General features: G+C 32.5%; 21 protein-coding genes, 2 tRNA genes and 1 pseudogene. 7 read left to right on the top strand and 17 right to left on the bottom strand.

The annotated features are described in order from the left end of the window. Nucleotides 1-121: 121 nt before the first annotated feature. From FJR48_RS12005 to FJR48_RS11995, 3 genes are all read right to left on the bottom strand, one after another. Nucleotides 122-198: transfer RNA gene (locus FJR48_RS12005), tRNA-Arg, on the bottom strand. Between the two features lie 43 nt (nucleotides 199-241). Beyond that, a complete protein-coding gene (locus tag FJR48_RS12000) occupies nucleotides 242-466 on the bottom strand; it encodes a hypothetical protein (protein ID WP_152307894.1) in 225 nt (74 codons plus the stop codon). Further along, a complete protein-coding gene (locus tag FJR48_RS11995; RefSeq protein WP_152307895.1) occupies nucleotides 466-693 on the bottom strand; it encodes a hypothetical protein in 228 nt (75 codons plus the stop codon). Before FJR48_RS11995 ends, FJR48_RS12000 begins: the two co-directional genes overlap by 1 nt. Before the next feature lie 144 nt (nucleotides 694-837). On the opposite strand from FJR48_RS11995, the gene FJR48_RS11990 reads away from it, so the two are divergent. Continuing rightward, nucleotides 838-1,092, top strand: coding sequence for a hypothetical protein (locus FJR48_RS11990; protein ID WP_241856055.1), 255 nt, complete (start codon nucleotides 838-840; stop codon nucleotides 1,090-1,092). 48 nt (nucleotides 1,093-1,140) lie between these two features. Here the strand turns inward: FJR48_RS11990 and FJR48_RS11985 are convergent, their stop codons facing one another. After that, nucleotides 1,141-1,533: a globin domain-containing protein gene (locus FJR48_RS11985; RefSeq protein WP_241856227.1), complete on the bottom strand. Its 393-nt coding sequence runs from the start codon at nucleotides 1,531-1,533 to the stop codon at nucleotides 1,141-1,143. Nucleotides 1,534-1,696: 163 nt separating this feature from the next. Here FJR48_RS11985 and FJR48_RS11980 point away from each other — a divergent pair, with 163 nt between their 5' ends. From FJR48_RS11980 to FJR48_RS11970, 3 genes are read left to right on the top strand one after another with little or no spacing between them, the layout of a single operon-like run. Then, the gene (locus FJR48_RS11980; RefSeq protein WP_188108572.1) at nucleotides 1,697-2,953 is read left to right on the top strand and encodes a SagB family peptide dehydrogenase; all 1,257 of its coding nucleotides are present in this window, start codon (nucleotides 1,697-1,699) and stop codon (nucleotides 2,951-2,953) included. A gap of 29 nt (nucleotides 2,954-2,982) precedes the next feature. Further along, nucleotides 2,983-4,965 carry an excinuclease ABC subunit UvrB gene (gene uvrB, locus FJR48_RS11975; protein ID WP_152307899.1) on the top strand — a complete coding sequence of 661 codons (1,983 nt, stop codon included), beginning with the start codon at nucleotides 2,983-2,985 and terminating at the stop codon, nucleotides 4,963-4,965. Nucleotides 4,966-4,974: 9 nt separating this feature from the next. After that, nucleotides 4,975-5,544 carry a DedA family protein gene (locus FJR48_RS11970; protein WP_152307900.1) on the top strand — a complete coding sequence of 190 codons (570 nt, stop codon included), beginning with the start codon at nucleotides 4,975-4,977 and terminating at the stop codon, nucleotides 5,542-5,544. 50 nt (nucleotides 5,545-5,594) lie between these two features. On the opposite strand, the gene pckA is transcribed toward FJR48_RS11970, so the two are convergent. Further along, a complete protein-coding gene (pckA, locus tag FJR48_RS11965; protein ID WP_152308459.1) occupies nucleotides 5,595-7,175 on the bottom strand; it encodes a phosphoenolpyruvate carboxykinase (ATP) in 1,581 nt (526 codons plus the stop codon). A gap of 125 nt (nucleotides 7,176-7,300) precedes the next feature. On the opposite strand from pckA, the gene FJR48_RS11960 reads away from it, so the two are divergent. Further along, nucleotides 7,301-7,375: transfer RNA gene (locus FJR48_RS11960), tRNA-Val, on the top strand. An 11-nt stretch (nucleotides 7,376-7,386) separates the two neighbouring features. Here FJR48_RS11960 and FJR48_RS11955 read toward each other — a convergent pair. Beyond that, nucleotides 7,387-7,974: an outer membrane beta-barrel protein gene (locus FJR48_RS11955; RefSeq protein ID WP_152307901.1), complete on the bottom strand. Its 588-nt coding sequence runs from the start codon at nucleotides 7,972-7,974 to the stop codon at nucleotides 7,387-7,389. Nucleotides 7,975-8,019: 45 nt separating this feature from the next. Beyond that, on the bottom strand, nucleotides 8,020-9,168 hold the full coding sequence (locus tag FJR48_RS11950; protein ID WP_152307902.1) for a BaiN/RdsA family NAD(P)/FAD-dependent oxidoreductase: 1,149 nt from the start codon (nucleotides 9,166-9,168) through the stop codon (nucleotides 8,020-8,022). Nucleotides 9,169-9,212: 44 nt separating this feature from the next. On the opposite strand from FJR48_RS11950, the gene rimO reads away from it, so the two are divergent. Both rimO and tilS read left to right on the top strand, forming a co-directional pair. Beyond that, the gene (gene rimO / locus FJR48_RS11945) at nucleotides 9,213-10,535 is read left to right on the top strand and encodes a 30S ribosomal protein S12 methylthiotransferase RimO (RefSeq protein ID WP_152307903.1); all 1,323 of its coding nucleotides are present in this window, start codon (nucleotides 9,213-9,215) and stop codon (nucleotides 10,533-10,535) included. An 8-nt stretch (nucleotides 10,536-10,543) separates the two neighbouring features. Continuing rightward, nucleotides 10,544-11,533 (top strand): tRNA lysidine(34) synthetase TilS, encoded by a 990-nt coding sequence (gene tilS / locus FJR48_RS11940; RefSeq protein ID WP_152307904.1) that lies wholly within the window; start codon nucleotides 10,544-10,546, stop codon nucleotides 11,531-11,533. On the opposite strand, the gene FJR48_RS11935 is transcribed toward tilS, so the two are convergent. The 10 genes and pseudogenes from FJR48_RS11935 to FJR48_RS11895 all read right to left on the bottom strand — a co-directional run bounded on the left by FJR48_RS11935 (nucleotide 11,497) and on the right by FJR48_RS11895 (nucleotide 17,026). Then, a complete protein-coding gene (locus tag FJR48_RS11935; RefSeq protein WP_152307905.1) occupies nucleotides 11,497-12,033 on the bottom strand; it encodes a hypothetical protein in 537 nt (178 codons plus the stop codon). The two genes, tilS and FJR48_RS11935, sit on opposite strands and share 37 nt — an antisense overlap. Next, nucleotides 12,026-12,580 carry a hypothetical protein gene (locus FJR48_RS11930; protein ID WP_152308458.1) on the bottom strand — a complete coding sequence of 185 codons (555 nt, stop codon included), beginning with the start codon at nucleotides 12,578-12,580 and terminating at the stop codon, nucleotides 12,026-12,028. Before FJR48_RS11930 ends, FJR48_RS11935 begins: the two co-directional genes overlap by 8 nt. Continuing rightward, entirely contained in the window at nucleotides 12,577-13,194 is a 618-nt protein-coding gene (locus FJR48_RS11925) for a hypothetical protein (RefSeq protein WP_152308457.1), read from the bottom strand. Before FJR48_RS11925 ends, FJR48_RS11930 begins: the two co-directional genes overlap by 4 nt. 23 nt (nucleotides 13,195-13,217) lie before the next feature. After that, entirely contained in the window at nucleotides 13,218-13,598 is a 381-nt protein-coding gene (locus tag FJR48_RS11920; protein WP_152308456.1) for a hypothetical protein, read from the bottom strand. Next, nucleotides 13,588-13,926: a tyrosine-type recombinase/integrase gene (locus tag FJR48_RS12380; protein WP_241856225.1), complete on the bottom strand. Its 339-nt coding sequence runs from the start codon at nucleotides 13,924-13,926 to the stop codon at nucleotides 13,588-13,590. Before FJR48_RS12380 ends, FJR48_RS11920 begins: the two co-directional genes overlap by 11 nt. A gap of 28 nt (nucleotides 13,927-13,954) precedes the next feature. Then, the gene (locus tag FJR48_RS12375) at nucleotides 13,955-14,428 is read right to left on the bottom strand and encodes a site-specific integrase (protein ID WP_241856223.1); all 474 of its coding nucleotides are present in this window, start codon (nucleotides 14,426-14,428) and stop codon (nucleotides 13,955-13,957) included. Beyond that, on the bottom strand, nucleotides 14,409-14,864 hold the full coding sequence (locus tag FJR48_RS11910) for a hypothetical protein (RefSeq protein WP_241856056.1): 456 nt from the start codon (nucleotides 14,862-14,864) through the stop codon (nucleotides 14,409-14,411). The genes FJR48_RS12375 and FJR48_RS11910 overlap by 20 nt, the downstream gene beginning before the upstream one ends. Beyond that, the gene (locus tag FJR48_RS11905; RefSeq protein ID WP_241856057.1) at nucleotides 14,854-15,486 is read right to left on the bottom strand and encodes a lysophospholipid acyltransferase family protein; all 633 of its coding nucleotides are present in this window, start codon (nucleotides 15,484-15,486) and stop codon (nucleotides 14,854-14,856) included. Before FJR48_RS11905 ends, FJR48_RS11910 begins: the two co-directional genes overlap by 11 nt. A 3-nt stretch (nucleotides 15,487-15,489) precedes the next feature. Beyond that, nucleotides 15,490-16,731, bottom strand: a complete 1,242-nt coding sequence (gene miaB, locus FJR48_RS11900; protein WP_241856221.1) for a tRNA (N6-isopentenyl adenosine(37)-C2)-methylthiotransferase MiaB — start codon at nucleotides 16,729-16,731, stop codon at nucleotides 15,490-15,492. 50 nt (nucleotides 16,732-16,781) lie between these two features. Further along, nucleotides 16,782-17,026: pseudogene (locus FJR48_RS11895) on the bottom strand (HP0268 family nuclease). Nucleotides 17,027-17,120: the final 94 nt, after the last annotated feature.

Below are 17,120 nucleotides of genomic sequence, written 5' to 3'. Positions count from 1 at the left end.
TAATCTCCTTTGTTGATATTTAACAAATTTTAGCAATTATAAGAATAAAAAGAAAGTATATTATTAAACTGGATATAAAGTTTTAGAAAAAGTTTAGTTTTTTGGAAAGTTTAAAGTCGAATGGTACGCCCAGAGAGATTCGAACTCCCGACCGCTGGTACCGCAAACCAGTGCTCTATCCAGCTGAGCTATGGACGCATTCATTATTTGTAGGGCGAAATTATATCATTTTTACCTTATATCAATATAAATTATCGCACTCCTGAATCATTTCTTTCATTTTATTATCTTGAATATACAAATCGTAATTTTTTCTAATATATGCTTGAAGTAGAACTTTTATGTCATTATTTCCGTCTGCGTTAAAGTCTTTGGCTATTTGTTTTGTTAAAAAATCTGCAAAATCATCATCAACATCCACATCAAATCTACGCCCGCCGATATGTAAAGCTATTTTTTGACTCATTATCCTAAAATGCTTTCTATCTTATTTGCTATTTCATCTATTTCCATATCTTTTTCCACATTTTGCTGAACCAGTTTTTCAATCTCTTGATCTTTTAATTCTTGCTCTGCTTTGAGAGATACCAATTCACTTCTTAACATCTCATTTTCAGATTTTAAAGAATGATATTGTTGTAGAATCTCAGAAACTCTAACATTTAGTTTTTCAAGATTGGTTTGACTTTCCATAAATATCCATCCACACGTTTAATACTGCAATTTTAACACATTTTATTTTTATTAACAAAGTTATAAGTAGATAAAAAATTAAATATCTAATTAATGTATTATTTGATATTATATTAATTATAAGTTTTTTAAAAAGGATATATTATGAAAAAATTTTTAATTTTTACTATTTTATTCAATACCGTGTTATTTTCTTCTTCAAATACCAATAAACAGGAAAAAAGAACTGATAAGCATATCCAAAAGGCTATAGAAAAAGAAAAAAAATATGCAAAAGAGCAAACTTTCTATATGCAAAAAGATTATGATTTAAAATCTGCGGAGATTAATCCTGATTCATTATCTTCAATACCGAATATAGAACCGGATAATGATTTCGATATGGATGATGTATATTAATAAATTTTTATAAATACCAAGCTTTATATAGCTTTTTCTCTTTCTCTATTAATACTTGAGATAAAAAGAAAAAGCTTCTCTCCAAGCATCTATTACTTCATTTGTAGCCACATCTCCTAAGACATCTTTGATTGCTTTTAGTATAGATTTTTCAATCAAAGGATAATGTTCCGGTTTTATATTTTTCTTTACGTGTTCTACGGCTATTTTTTCAAGTGTATTTTCCAATACGTCTAAGTCATCGATATAATCAACAAAAGCTATAACTGCAAGTGCTAACTTTTTATGATGGTTAGCTCCTGCTTCATCAAACAACTTTTCCATTTCCGGATGTTTTTCAAAAAGAATTTCATACATTCTTTTTGCTATGGATTCAGCATTAACACTTACGGGATTGGCTATTCTTTTTACTGTATCTATTGTTTTTTGAGATAGTTTCATAATAACCTCCTTGATATAAAATCCTAAGTTATTATGCTTATATTATATCCGAGATATATTACATATATATAAATCACTAAATATAATAAATTTCATTAATCGATACCAAAGTATGCAAAAGTAAAATTATTAAAATAAAATAGTAATATACATGGATAAACAGATGCCGATATTTCATCAACAAACAAAACATTCTTACATGAGTGTAAGAAAAAATTCACACTTTTTAGATTGGCTCTCACAACCGAAAAACCATAAAATATACCCACATTTTAATCAGCGTTTTAAAATAGAGAATTATGATGAGTTAAAGAACTTAAACCTTATCGGCGGTATAACATTTGAGAAAAAGTATCCAAACGGAGTTTATCATCTAAGAAGTGTACCTAGTGCAGGAGGTTTATATCCGTGTGAAGTTTATATACAGATAAGGGGTATAAAAGGTTTACTTGATGGCATCTACCACTATGAGCCATACAGTGAAAGCTTAACACTTTTACAAGAGATAGACGAGGATGGTGTAGAATATTACTTTAAAAATAAAAAACAGGAAAAAGGTTTAGTCTTTTTAATATCAAGCGTATATTTTAGAAGTTCGTGGAAGTACAGAGATAGAAGCATACGTTACATACTCTTAGATTCAGGGCATCAATTAGGCTCAATTTATGCAGCATTATCGGTTATGCAAAGAGATAATGAAGTAATCTTTGATTTTGACAAATTATCTTTGAACTCGGTATTTGGATTTAGAAATGATGAGATGTTTACCTGTGCTATAAAAAGCTCATTTGCACAAGATAAAGATGTATCAAAACTAAGACAATCTCTACCATTTGTAAGCGGATGCGACTATCTTGAAACAAATAGTTTTATTGAAGATGCATATAAACAAACGGCAAATTATGAAGATGTAACAGCTAATATGCCTGATTTTTTTGAAAACATACCAAAAGAACAACTAAAAATGGCTATTTTAAACAGGCGTTCTATACGAGCATTTAGACAGTATAGTATGAAAAGAGATGAGTTTGAATTTATCATGAAATATATTTGCTCTTTTGCAAATAAAAACAATATAGATATATTTTATACTTTGCATCTGGTAGAAAACATGGAGTGCGGTTTATATAAAAACGATGAACTAATCAAAAAGGGTGACTTTAGAAGTAAGTCAAGATATTTGGCTTTGGAGCAAAACTTAGGCGGACAAAGCGGAGTGACTTTTTTCTTTACATCAAATGAGGTAAAAAAATATCACAAAGTTAATATACTGAGCGGTTTTTTAGCTCAGATAATTTACATAAAATCTGATTTGCAAGGTATTGGATGCAGTGGTATCGGTGCATACTATGATGATGAGACAAAAGAGTTTTTAGAAACTAAAAACAATATCTTGTATATGTTGGCTATCGGAAGATAGAAAATACCAATTTAGCTATAATTTCACCAATGAAAAAAGAAGCATTATTTAAAGTAGAATCACCTTATCAACCAGCAGGCGACCAACCACAAGCCATAGAGAAACTTAGTAAATCTATACTCGATGGAAACAGATACCAGACACTTGAGGGTGTAACCGGAAGCGGAAAAACACATACTATGGCTCGTGTTATAGAAAAGGTACAACGCCCTACTATCATAATGACTCACAACAAGACTCTGGCAGCTCAGCTTTACTCGGAGTTTCGTCAGTTTTTTCCACATAATCATGTTGAATATTTTGTCTCATATTATGATTATTATCAGCCCGAAGCTTACATACCTAGACAAGACCTGTTCATTGAAAAAGACTCTGCTATAAACGATGAGTTAGAGCGTATGAGGCTATCTTCTACTGCTAACCTTTTATCTTATGATGACGTTATCGTTGTTGCATCAGTATCTGCAAATTACGGTTTAGGTGACCCCGAAGAGTATGAAAACATGGTTCAGGCTTTAGAAGTAGGAGATGAGATAGAACAAAAAAAACTTCTGCTTCGTTTAGTCGAAATGGGTTACACTAGAAACGACTCTTATTTTGACAGCGGACATATCCGCGTAAACGGTGAGAGTTTAGACGTATATCCACCATACTTTGAACAAGAAGCAATCCGCATAGAGTTTTTTGGTGACGAGATAGAGGCTATTTATACCTTTGACATTATTGATAATAAAAAACTCGAAGAACATAAAAGCTTTACTATCTATGCAACCAGCCAATTTAGCGTAAGGGCTGAAAAGATGGCTATTGCGATAAAGCGTATAGAGGAAGAGTTAGACGAAAGATTGGATTATTTTCAAAAAGAAAATAAACTAGTTGAATATCAACGTCTTAAACAACGCGTAGAGTTTGACTTGGAGATGCTAGAGACTACGGGAAGCTGTAAAGGGGTTGAAAACTACTCACGTCTTCTAACAAACAAAAAGCCGGGAGAGGCTCCATATACTTTGCTTGACTACTTTGAACTGCATCATAAAGACTATTTGGTTATCGTTGATGAATCTCACGTTTCACTTCCTCAGTATCGCGGTATGTATGCAGGTGACAGGGCTAGAAAAGAGGTACTTGTAGAGTATGGATTTCGTCTGCCCTCAGCACTTGACAACCGTCCTTTAAAAATAGACGAGTACATAAACAAAGCCCCACATTATCTTTTTGTCTCTGCTACACCTGCAGAACAAGAGTTAGAACTCTCCGCTGTTAAAGCTGAACAAATAATACGCCCTACAGGTTTGCTTGACCCTGTCATAGAAGTTAAGAGTTCGGACAACCAAGTAGAAGATATTCACGATGAGATAAAAAAAGTAACTGCTAAAAATGAGCGTGTACTCATTACCGTTTTAACAAAAAAAATGGCAGAAGCTCTTACAAAATACCTTGCAGATTTGGGCATCAAAGTACAATATATGCACTCTGATATTGATACTATTGAGCGTAATCAAATCATTCGCTCGCTTCGCCTTGGCGAATTTGATGTATTGATAGGGATTAACCTGCTTCGTGAAGGGCTTGATTTACCTGAAGTTAGTTTAGTAGGTATCCTAGATGCAGATAAAGAAGGTTTTTTGAGAAGTGAGACTGCACTTATACAAACTATCGGTCGTGGTGCAAGAAATGCAAACGGTCGTGTAATTTTATATGCAAATAAAATAACAGGTTCTATGCAGAGAGCTATGGGTACGACTAAACACAGACGTGAGATTCAAGATGCTTTTAACAAAGAGCACGGTATAACTCCAAAAACTACTATTCGTGCTTTGGATGAGAGCTTAAAACTTGAAGATCACGGCGGCATTTACCAAAAGAATAAAAAACTGGATAAAATGCCGGCATCAGAGAGAAAAGCAATAATCAAAGAGCTTTCACTTAAAATGAAAGATGCGGCTAAAAATCTTGAGTTTGAAGAAGCCGCACGTTTAAGAGATGAAATAGCAAAAATTAAAAAACTATAGGAAATTTTTTTGGAAGATACATTTAGTAATTTAGCAACATACGGATATATAGGGCTTTTTTTATACTCCCTTGGTGGTGGTTTTGTAGCACTACTTGGCGCAGGAGTACTCTCTTATATGGGAAAAATGGATTTAACAACCTCGCTGTTTATAGCATTTATAGCAAATGCTCTTGGAGATGTTATGCTTTTTTATATGGCAAGATACCAAAAATCTATGATGATGGATGGACTTCGCAAACACAGACGTAAATTAGCACTCTCACATGCATTGATGAAAAAATACGGTTCTTGGATTATTTTATTTCAAAAATTTGTATATGGTATAAAGACACTTATCCCTATTGCTATAGGACTTACGAAATACGATTTTAAAAAGTTTGCAATACTTAACTTTTTCTCTGCAGGAGTTTGGGCTTTAGTAGTTGGACTAGGTGCTTACTATTCAGGTGCACCTCTTATAAAACTAGCTGAACTCATAGGTGAAAAACCTTGGATAGCACCACTTCTTCTTGTAACGTTTGGCGGACTTTTATGGCTGTATATGGAAAAAGCTACTAAGAAAAAAGTAAAAAAATAGAGTAGTTGTGAAGATAAAGCAACGCAGAAAATGCGCTGCTGTTTAAAAATTTAAGAACCTATTATTGGTCCATATGGGGAATAATCTTCATTCCCATCTTTGTAACGTTTATAGTTTTCAACAAACATCTCAGCTAATTCGTCACGAGTTCTGTCAAACTCATCTTTATCAGCCCATGCATTACGTGGATTTAGAATATCAGGATTAATATCTCCTAAAGTTTTTGGAACTTGTAGGCGGAAAGTTTTAGTAGTATCAAATTCACTTTCATTGATACTTCCGTCTAATATAGCATTAATACAAGCACGAGTATCTTTGATGCTCATTCTATGTCCAACACCGTATTTACCACCGGTCCAACCAGTGTTTACAAGATATACGTTTACATTATGTTTATCGATTTTTTCACCAAGAAGTTTTGCGTAAACAGTTGGATGAAGAGGTAAAAAAGCCTCCCCGAAACAAGCGGAGAAAGTTGCAACAGGCTCAGTAATACCACGCTCCGTTCCTGCAACTTTAGCGGTATATCCGCTTAAGAAGTAGTACATTGCCTGATCACGAGTTAGTTTTGATACCGGAGGCAATACACCAAACGCATCCGCAGTTAAAAATATAATGTTTTGAGGATGCCCCGCCATTAAATCAGGTTTATGATTTACAATATGTTCTATCGGGTAAGATACACGTGTATTTTCAGTTTTAGTTGAGTCTTCATAATCCACTTCACCTTCACCGTACATTACAACGTTTTCTAATAATGCGTTAGTTTTAATAGCTCCATAGATTTCAGGCTCACTTTTCTCATCAAGGTTAATAACTTTAGCATAGCATCCGCCTTCAAAGTTAAATACACCGTGATTATCCCAACCATGCTCATCATCACCGATTAGAGCACGTTTTGGGTCAGTACTAAGAGTAGTTTTTCCTGTACCGCTCAAACCAAAGAAAAGTGCTGTATCTCCCTCAGCTCCAACATTTGCAGAACAGTGCATCGGTAGTTTTCCTTCTAATGGCAACCAGTAGTTCATCATAGAAAAAATTCCTTTTTTCATCTCACCACCGTACCAAGTACCGCCGATAATTGCCATATTTCTCTCAACATCAAAAAGAACAAAAACTTCAGAATTCATTCCGTGTTCTTCCCACTTCTCATTTACCGCTTTACATGCATTTAAAACAACAAAATCTTCTTTAAATACTTCAAGTTCTGCAGAACTTGGACGAATAAACATATTTTTTACAAAGTGAGATTGCCAAGCGATTTCAGATATAAAACGAACTGAGCGTTTAGATGCAGCAGATGAACCGCAAAATACATCAGTAACATATAAATTTTTTCCGGATAATTGTTTCTGCGCTACTTCTAATAATTCATCAAATATTTCAGCAGAAACTTTTTGGTTTACATCACCCCAAGCTATGTATTTATTAGACGGGTCACGTTCTACAAAATATTTATCTTTTGGGCTACGTCCTGTAAAGATTCCCGTATCAACAGCAGTCGCACCTTTTTTAGTGACTGCACACTCTTTATTGTTTACTTCATGTTCGATAAGTTCATCATAACTTAGGTTATGAAAGACTTCACCGACATTTTTTAAACCAATATTTTCTAATTCTGCAACATTCATAATTTACCTTTTGGTATTTTAGATTTGAAATTATCACTAATTTTACCTAAATTAAAAGTAAAGAAAATCAAATATTTGCAGAAGTAAATTTTAAGGGATTTTTGTGTATTATTTCTAACTTTTTTGCTCGGTTAACTCAGTGGTAGAGTGCCACCTTGACATGGTGGTGGTCACTGGTTCAAATCCAGTATCGAGCACCACTCATAAAAAATTAATCCATCTGATATTTAAATATTATACTCATATAACCCATAGTAATATCATCAAATGTATACTTAACACCACTTAATGTATGTTCTGAATCTAATAAGTTAATAAACCTTGCGCCAAGTTCAAAATCAAAATTTTCATTCATATGTATATTAAAGCCTAAATCTCCACCTGTATAATTAGTTGCATAATCACGTTGATTTAAGGTAGCATCATCAAATCTTAAGCTTATACGTCCTGCACTTGCACCTATAAAAAAGTTTGCAGATGTTGAAAAATTAAATAAATATTGAAGTTCAGCTCCATACATATAAAAATAATCATAATTGTAATTATCATCATCTATAAATCCATTTCTAAAAGATACAAACATTCTTACATTACGAGTTTGTGCACCTATCTTTAATCCAACAGTTCCAAAATCATCTTTTGTAACAAGATTACTAGGATTTTTTACTTCCATAGAAGTAAATCCGCCTTCAATAGCAACTAAAGAGCTTGAATCATATGTATAATCATTTGAACCTGCATAAGATGCACTGGCTGCAAATAAAACTGCAACTAATAATTTTTTTAATCTATCTGTCATAAAACCTTCCTATATTCTAAATTTTAAATTTACTTAATGTACTACCTAATTATAATTAATATTCTTAGCACAAATCATACCACTGCCAAAAGCCCATTGAAAATTATATCCGCCAAGCTCGCCTGTAACATCGACCACTTCACCGATAAAATAAAGTTTTTTAACTTTTTTTGACTCAAAAGTAACAAAATTTAATTCATTACTAATTATACCACCTTTGGAAACCTCTGCTTTAGAAAAACCAAAATTTCCTGCAGGTGCGAAAGAGTAGTTATGCAATCTTAATAGTTTTTCTTTAGTTTTGGCATCTACTTTTTTACACTCTGTATCTTTTACATATATTGCTTCTAAAAGGGCTTTAGATAGTCTTTTAGGCAATGGTATAACGGAAGATATAAGTTTTTTGCTGCCCTTAATCAAATCCGGTATATTTTCATTTGGTAAAAAGTCTATAGAGATATCTCCTTTTCTCCAGTATAAAGATGCAGACAAGACAGCAGGTCCACTTATTCCCTTATGGGCAAAAAGCATCTCTTCTTTTATAACTCTGTCATTTACCTTTATATTTACGTAGCATGAAAGCCCGCTAAGCTCTTTCATCCAAAACTGCTCTTTTTGCACTGTAAGTCCTGCAAGAGCGGGAGTGAAATTTTTTACTTCTATATCAAAACTTTTAGCTATTTGAAGTCCGATATCGCTTGCACCTATATTTTTAAAACTCTCACCACCAGTTGCTACAACAAGAGAATTGGTTTTAAAAACACCCTTGTCTGTATTTATTTCAAATATTTCATCACTCTTTTTTACATCTAAAACTTTAGTGTTTAGATGCACCTTTGCAAAAGATGATTTTTTCTTTAGAACATTTATAATATCGTCTGAAGACTTTTTACAAAAATAATATCTGTTTTTTCTGAGTTCAAGCTCTATTTTATTATTACTCAAGAACTGCAACATATCATCCCTGTCAAACCTCTCAAGTACACTTTTAACCAAATCTGCATCGCCGTCAAAATTTCGTACATCCACATACTTGTTGGTTATATTGCACTTTCCACCGCCGGATATTTTCAATTTTTTGGCTAATTTATCATTTGCATCTATTATTGCAACATTTAATGATTTGTTTAAATGTGCCGCACACATAAGGGAACTTGCACCGCCGCCTAAAATAACTATGTCATATATTTTCATATTGCAATTATAGTATAATGTCAAAAAAATTATAAGTAGTGATAATGGGCAATAAACTCCACGTAGTCTCTTTAGGCTGTAATAAAAATCTTGTTGACACGGAAGTTATGATGGGAAGATTAAAAAACTTTTCTTTAACTGATGACAATGCAGATGCAGATGTAATAATAGTAAATACTTGTGGCTTTATAGATGCAGCAAAAGAGGAGTCCGTAAATACAATTTTAAACCTTCACGATGCAAGAAAAGAAGACAGCATTTTGGTTGTTGCAGGATGTTTAAGTGAACGTTACCGTGAAGAACTGGCAGAAGAGATGCCAGAAGTCGATATATTTACGGGAGTTGGAGATTATGAGAGGATTGATGAGCTTTTAGCTGCAAAAGAGAGCAGATTCAGCGATGAAGTTTATCTGATTGACGGAGCTGAACGTGTAGTAACCGGTTCAACTTACCATGCATATATAAAGCTATCCGAAGGGTGTAATCAGGCTTGTAGTTTTTGTGCCATACCTTCATTTAAAGGTAAACTAAACTCTCGTTCACTTGATTCTATTGCCAAAGAAGTCGAGTCTCTTGTCAAACAGGGATACTATGATTTTTCTTTTATCTCTCAAGACTCTTCATCTTACCTGCGTGATCAGAATATTCAAGACGGGCTTTCACTGTTAATTCAAAGAATAGAGCTGATAGAGGGCGTAAAAAGTGCAAGAATTTTATACCTATATCCATCGACTACAACTATAAAACTACTTCAAAATATTGGTAGGTCAAAAATTTTCCATAACTATTTTGACATGCCGATACAGCATATAAATGATGATATGCTTCGCATCATGAAACGTGGTTTTGGAAAAGATAAGACCATTGAACTGCTTGATTATATGAAATCACTTCCAAACTCGTTTATCCGCACAAGTTTTATAGTAGGGCATCCCGGTGAAACAAGTGAGATGTTTGAAGAGATGAAAGAGTTTGCAGAAAACTTCGGTTTTGATAGAATAAATATATTTGAATACTCTGATGAAGAAACGACTTTCGCATACGATATGAAAGATAAAAAAATAGATAAAGAGATTATCCATGATAGAGCAGAGATCTTAGCCGAAGTAAAAGCAGAAGTTTTACAAAAATCTCTTATGGCAGAAATCGGCAAGGAAGTAGAGTTAGTGATTGACGGAGAGAGTGATGAACATGAGTTTTTACTCTCTGCAAAAGAGCTTATCTGGGCACCTGATATTGACGGTGAGATATATGTAAACGATAGAACCGACGATGAAGCTGAGCTTGAATTTGGAAAAGTTTATAAAGCCAAAATCACTTCTGTTGTAGGAGATATCCTCACTGCTACGGTTGATAATTCAAAATAGGTTCATTAATGCTAAAAAGTGACGTTTTAGAACATCTAAAATCCTCTAAAAACCTTTTAGCATTTTCCGCAGGAGTTGACTCAAGCGCACTTCTTTGTTTACTTTTAGATGCAAATATAAAGTTTGATATAGCTATCGTAGATTACGGCTTAAGAGTACAAAGTAAAGATGAAGTAGCTTATGCTAAAGAGCTTGCAGATAAATATAATATTAAATGTTTTATTCACAAAGCTGAAAAAATAGATACGAACTTTGAAGCATCTGCAAGGAAGATTCGTTACGATTTTTTTGAGAGTCTGATACAAGATAATGGCTATGACAATCTTCTTACGGCTCATCATTTAGGCGATAGATTTGAGTGGATGCTTATGCAGTTTTGCAAGGGTGCAGGCTGTGCAGAACTAAGTGGCATGAAGAGTGTTCAAAATAAGAAAAACTATAAGCTTATCCGTCCACTTTTGCATTTAGACAAAAGTGAGCTTTTAGAGTATCTAAAAAATAATAAGATTAAATATTTTGAGGACAAAAGTAACTTCGATGAGAGTTATACAAGAAACAGTTTCAGACATGGATATACAAATCCTTTAATTTCAGAGCATCTAGATGGAATCAAAAAAAGTTTTGAATATATAGATGCCGATATAGATGCACTTATTATAGAAACCGATTTAAATGTAAAAAATGATTTTGCCTATTTTATATCTACAAAAAACAAGCGCTCAGATATATATGCAATTGATAAGTATTTAAAATCACAAAACTATATGTTAAGTGCGAATGAGAGAGAGCTTTTAAAGACAAATAATACTTTAGTAGTCGGAAGAAAATTTGTAGTTAATTTTCACAAAGAGTATATATTTATAGCACCATATATAGATAAAGATACAAAAATGTCAAAAGAGTTTAAAGAAAGAATGAGAAAACTTAAAATAGAGCCAAAACTAAGAGCTTATTTCTATAATCACTTAGAAGTATTTGAATCTTTAGAGTTAGAATAAACTTTCATCTGAAAAGATGAGTTTATAACCTCCCCTTCACGCTTAAAGTCTATTGGAAAATTAACCGCTACAATCCAATCACTTTTATTTACCTCATCCAAAAACTTATAAAATGTTGCAGGCGAGCTTATTTTTGAACTTGTTTTAACGTTATATACGCTGAAACCGTCTTCTTTTTCTAAATTTTGAGCTTTTGTTAATTCAAGCGTGTTAAATAATGCTTTATATTTCTTTATAAACCTGTCTTGATCAAAGACTGTATCAAATGCCGTTATTATATGTCTGTTATCAGCCTGCAGTATTTTTAGTTCTTCAAAAGTTTGTGCTTCAAAATCTTGATATCTTTTTAAATCTCTGTACTCTTTACCAAGCTGAACCCGTTGTATTCTATACTTTTTCCCCTCAGGTATCAAAGCTAAAAAAGAAAATAATAAAACAAATACTAAAAGTATTATCGATAATATTAAAATATATATACTCTGTCTCGAGATATTATTCATCTTTTTTCTCCGAATCCGATTCTACACTAGATTCACTTAACTCATCTTCATTCATATAGTTTGTTGAAACAAATCTAAGCCAACCGCCTTCAGTCGGATAAAAACTACTATATGTTTCATGAAATATTGAACGCAAAGGTGCATGAAGCATAAAGTTATATACATCCTTATTTGGTGTAATACCGTAAAGAACTAAACCGTTTTTTAAAAGCTTAGCTTGTGAAAGCGTTATTCTTTGCGGTACTAGATCAAACAGGTTTTTAATAGAGTCTTTTAAAACAGAATTTTGTGTAAATATTTTTGCGGATGTTATATTTTTTGTGTCGATATAAGCTATTTTTGATTCCATATCTTTGATGTTTTTTTGCAGATTTGTTTTTTCCATAGCAATATTTTGCTTATCTTCTAAAAATTTCATATCTTTATATAGAAGAAAAATATATGTACCTAAAAGCATAAAAAGACTAATGGAAAAAAATGCAAACAAAAGTTTCATCTCAGCCGTCAGCAAAGATTTTTTACGAGGTTTTATATAAGAATATCTCATTTCTTCTCCGCCTTGGCAAGTTCACTTAATTCCTGTGCTATATCCATTTTTCTGATAAATACACTTAAAAACATCTCTTCTTCCAAAAACTTTTTAAATTCATTACTGAGACCGATTCCATCGGCTACATAAACACTTTGTATAAACTTACTCTCAAACTTTGAATCTTTATAAAAAGTATTAACGGCACTTTGGATAAGTGAAAACCTATGATAATCTTCGCCAAAACTATTTTGCTCTACAGAGTCTTCCATTTGCTTATCACTCATTGACAGATGTTCCTCATGTTCATCCGAAGCATCAAAGTCATCCATATCGTCAAATGTTTCTAAATCATCCAATTCATCTATTTCATCCAAACCTTCTATATCGTCAACATCTATATCTTCTAAATCGACACTATTATTTTTTATATCATCTAGTATCAGTTCTTCATCATCATCAACATCCATTATAAGTTCATCATTGGAATCATCATCTTTTTGCATATCCAACAAAGATGCAAATAAAAGTTTTGAACTCTCAAACACACTTAATGCCATATAGTCTTCATTTACCAAAATAAAGAGTGATATTTCACCTTTTGTTTTATCGGCAAAAAATTTATGAAGCATATGAAACGGCGAAAAAATAAAATCTAAGCCTGTTTTTTATATCTTCCCTGAATATCCAATAAATCTAATTTCGATGTATAATAAGACCATTTATCATCTACACATATTTGTTCAAATTCTTCTAAAGTACAATACTTTTTTATTTCATGATGCGAACAGGTAGGAGCTGCACCTTGGGTGAGTGATGGGTCTAAAATAGATACATAATTTATGGGAGAACGACTTATGAAAGTTTTTATATATTCATATATTTCACTTTTATTTGAAGTATTAAATATCTCTTCATAATTATTGCTTAGACCTTTATAATCTATCTCCTCTACGTAAATACAAGTATCTTTGGAGCTTTGCACTATATTTATATATATATTATTATAAAGATAAGTTTTGAATTTACTCAGCACTATTTACTCCGCAAAGAGGATGTGAATTATTATAGTTTTGTTTTTTAAGAGCCGAACCTAATTTTGTATAAATCTGAGTAGTTGCCATAGATGAATGACCTAGAAGTTCACTTACATCAGCTATAGGAGCATTGGCATTTAATAATTCCGTAGCATAAGAATGGCGCAACTGATGCGGGCTTACCTTCAAATTTATCCTTTTAAAAACTTTAGCAATAATATATCTTAGTGAGTTTTGGCTTAAAGCTTCATCATTTTTCTCAAAAAGAAACACTTTAGGATTATTATTTTGTATATAAGAATCAATATCGTCTTTTATATTTTTCAAAATAGGTATATCCCTTTGCTTAGAACCTTTACAACACTCTTACCCAACCCTCGCTTATATCTTCTAGTTTTAATTTTTCTAGCTCAGATATACGAAGACCTAAGGTGTAAAGAAGACTTACTACCAAACTCTCTTGTTCATCAGCAAAAGAAAGTGCCTCAACTATGTGTTTGTGAGAGATAGGCTTTGGTAAAGTTTTTGCAACTTTAACACTACTGTCTGATTTTAAAACAATTTTCATTCCTTTTTCATTTAGATACTCGCTAAATGAACGTATAGCCGATAATTTTTTTGATATTGTTTTTGAATTTAATTCTGATATTTTTAATCTGAAGGGCATCAAGTCAAAGATAATTTCACCGTTTTCTTCTAAAATTTCTATATACGACAATGCTTCTCTTATTGCATCATTATAAGTTTTAATACTAAGATCGGAATAACCGCGAATATTTTCCAAATATTCACAGAAATCTTTGCGTTTTTTATCTATTAACTTTTTCAAGTAACTGCTCAAATCCGGCATGATAATATGCTGCGTTTTCTACTAGTTCTTTATCTGTGATGACACTTGGGGCAAGCTTAACATATGCACTGTTCATAATCTCACATATTAGTCTGATTTTAGCTTTATCGGCTTCTTTGATATCATCTTTACTAACAATCTCATCAATCTGCTTCATATACTCTTTTGCGTCTTTGATATAATTTACATACTTTAATGATGTTTTAGACTGTGCCATAATAGTAGCTGCCATACGATTGTACAAATCTAATTCAAAAGCTTCTTTAGCATCTGCATAAGCTTCGTCATAATCACCCATTTCATAGTAATACTTAGCTTGTAGTGATTTTTGATATGAAGGATTAAAATAAAAATATAAAGCCATAAACAACACTGTAAACAATGAAAATAAAATTATTACAAGCTTAGTGTTCATGACTTAGTAATCCTTCTTTTATAAGTTTTCTTGCCTCTTCAAATTCTAACTCGCTTACATCTATCGGCTCAGATATAAAATAGTTTAACTCTCCAAAAGGTTTTGGAACTATAAACTTATCCCAAGATTTTAATTGCCAATACTTACTCGGTTTAATTTCAACAAGTACTATTTTTTTCTTGGTTTTTTGTGCTATTGCTATTATACCATCATGTACTTGATGTCTAGGACCTTTTGGACCATCTGGTGTAATTCCTATGTCGGAACCGCTCTTTATCTCTTTTATAGCTTGGATTAAAGCTTTTGCACCACCGCGTGTTGTAGAACCTCGAATCGTCCCAAAACCAAAAAAACCGAGTGTCTTTGCTATTAGTTCACCGTCAAAATGTTCAGATATAAAAAGTTTGACACTCGGTATTTCTTTATAACGCAGATAAGCATACGGAATCATCAACAACTCCCCGTGCCAACATGCCATAATAAAACTCTCATCCGTAAGAGTATCAGGTGCATGAAACTTTTTTTTATTGGTAAAATATAAAAACCTTATTATTAAAGATCCGATAAACGGTATAATTAAAAGGGCAAGTGACCTTTTTTGTTGCTTAGTTAACAATTTCACCGCTTAAATACTCCTACCTATTGAAGTAACTTTAACCTTTCTAAATTTACCTAAAAGTTCTTCACTTCCTTTAGCTTTTATTACCAGATTATTATCACTTCTACCGCTTACATAACCATCGGCATTTAAATCTTCAAAATATACTTCATAAATATTTCCAAGCTTAGAAGCCATCTTTTCATCCAGATGCTTGGTATATAAGTCTTGTAAAAATGTAAGCCTCTGTGAAGCGATCTCAGGATTAACTACATTTGTAAAATGCTCAGCTTCCGTTTCCGGACGGGCTGAATATTTAAAAGAAAATATCTGATCAAACTTTACTTTATCCATAACATCTATAGTATCGTTAAAATCTTCATCGCTCTCACCCGGAAATGCCACGATTATATCGGTGGAGATGCTGACATCAGGTACCATTGAACGAAGTTTTTCTACACGGTTTAGAAACCACTCTTTAGAGTAACCGCGTTTCATATCTTTTAGTACTTTTGTACTTCCGCTTTGAAGCGGCATATGCATAGATTTACATATTTTTGGATTTTTTGCAAACTCTTCAATAAACTCATCATCCATATGAAACGGATGCGGAGATGTAAAACGGATACGTTTTAATCCTTCTATTTTTGAGAGTTCCTGTAAAAGATTAGTAAAGTTGACTTTGTCATGTTTACCGCTAAAACGGCGACCGTAGTTATTTACATTTTGACCAAGTAAAAATATCTCTTTTGCTCCACTGTTAACTGCACGGTTTGCCTCATCAACAATCAGGTTTAAAGGGATACTAATCTCTTCACCGCGTGTTTTAGGAACGATACAGTATGTACACTGTTTATCACAACCAATAGAGATATTTATATAGGCTTTATAAAGGGATGTTCTAAAATCTTTAAAAGCAAATTCGCTCTCATCATAATTTATATCGACTTCTACTGCTTTTGGCTTATGTAAAACTTCTGTTATCTTACTTACATTTCTAGCCCCTAGGACAAAATCTACATAAGGTGCACGTTTAATAATATCTTTTCCCAAGTGAGATGCCGTACAACCGCATACACCTATCTTAGCATTTTCTTTTTTCTTTTTGTTAAAAATGCCGAGTTCCGAAAAAAGCTTTGAGACCGGTTTTTCTCTAACCGAACAGGTATTAATAAGAATTAAATCTGCTTCTTTAAAGTCACCTGTTTGTGAAAAATTTTCTTTTTCATTTAACTCTGCCAACATATGTTCGGTATCACGCTCATTCATAGCGCAACCTAAAGTCTCAATAAATACCTTTTTACTCAATTAATACTCTCTTAGTCTATAATATGAACTTGGTACATATATTCGTTATCTGATAAACCGAATTTAACTTCATTCATATAAAAACCTTTACCTTTTTCTTCAAAATAATCTTGAAGTTCAAGCAAATCTTTATGAGAATTTTCTCTGTCAAAATAAAAAATTACACTACCGTTTTTTTCTACACTCTCTTCTATTTTTTTTATATCTGCTTTTTTAGGTTTGCATCTAACTCTGTTCTTGCAAATTTTAAATCCATATCTATATCCTTATGATTCTTTATATTGCTTGCATTATAGTAAAAAAGTGTTAAAAAACCTATTAATAGGTTTTTTAAACTTTTTTACTATAAT

This window comes from Sulfurimonas lithotrophica, assembly GCF_009258225.1.
In the GTDB taxonomy this organism is placed as follows: Bacteria; Campylobacterota; Campylobacteria; order Campylobacterales; family Sulfurimonadaceae; genus Sulfurimonas; species Sulfurimonas lithotrophica.
Note: the sequence above shows the minus strand (reverse complement) of the source record. Positions and strands in the feature narration are given on the sequence as shown.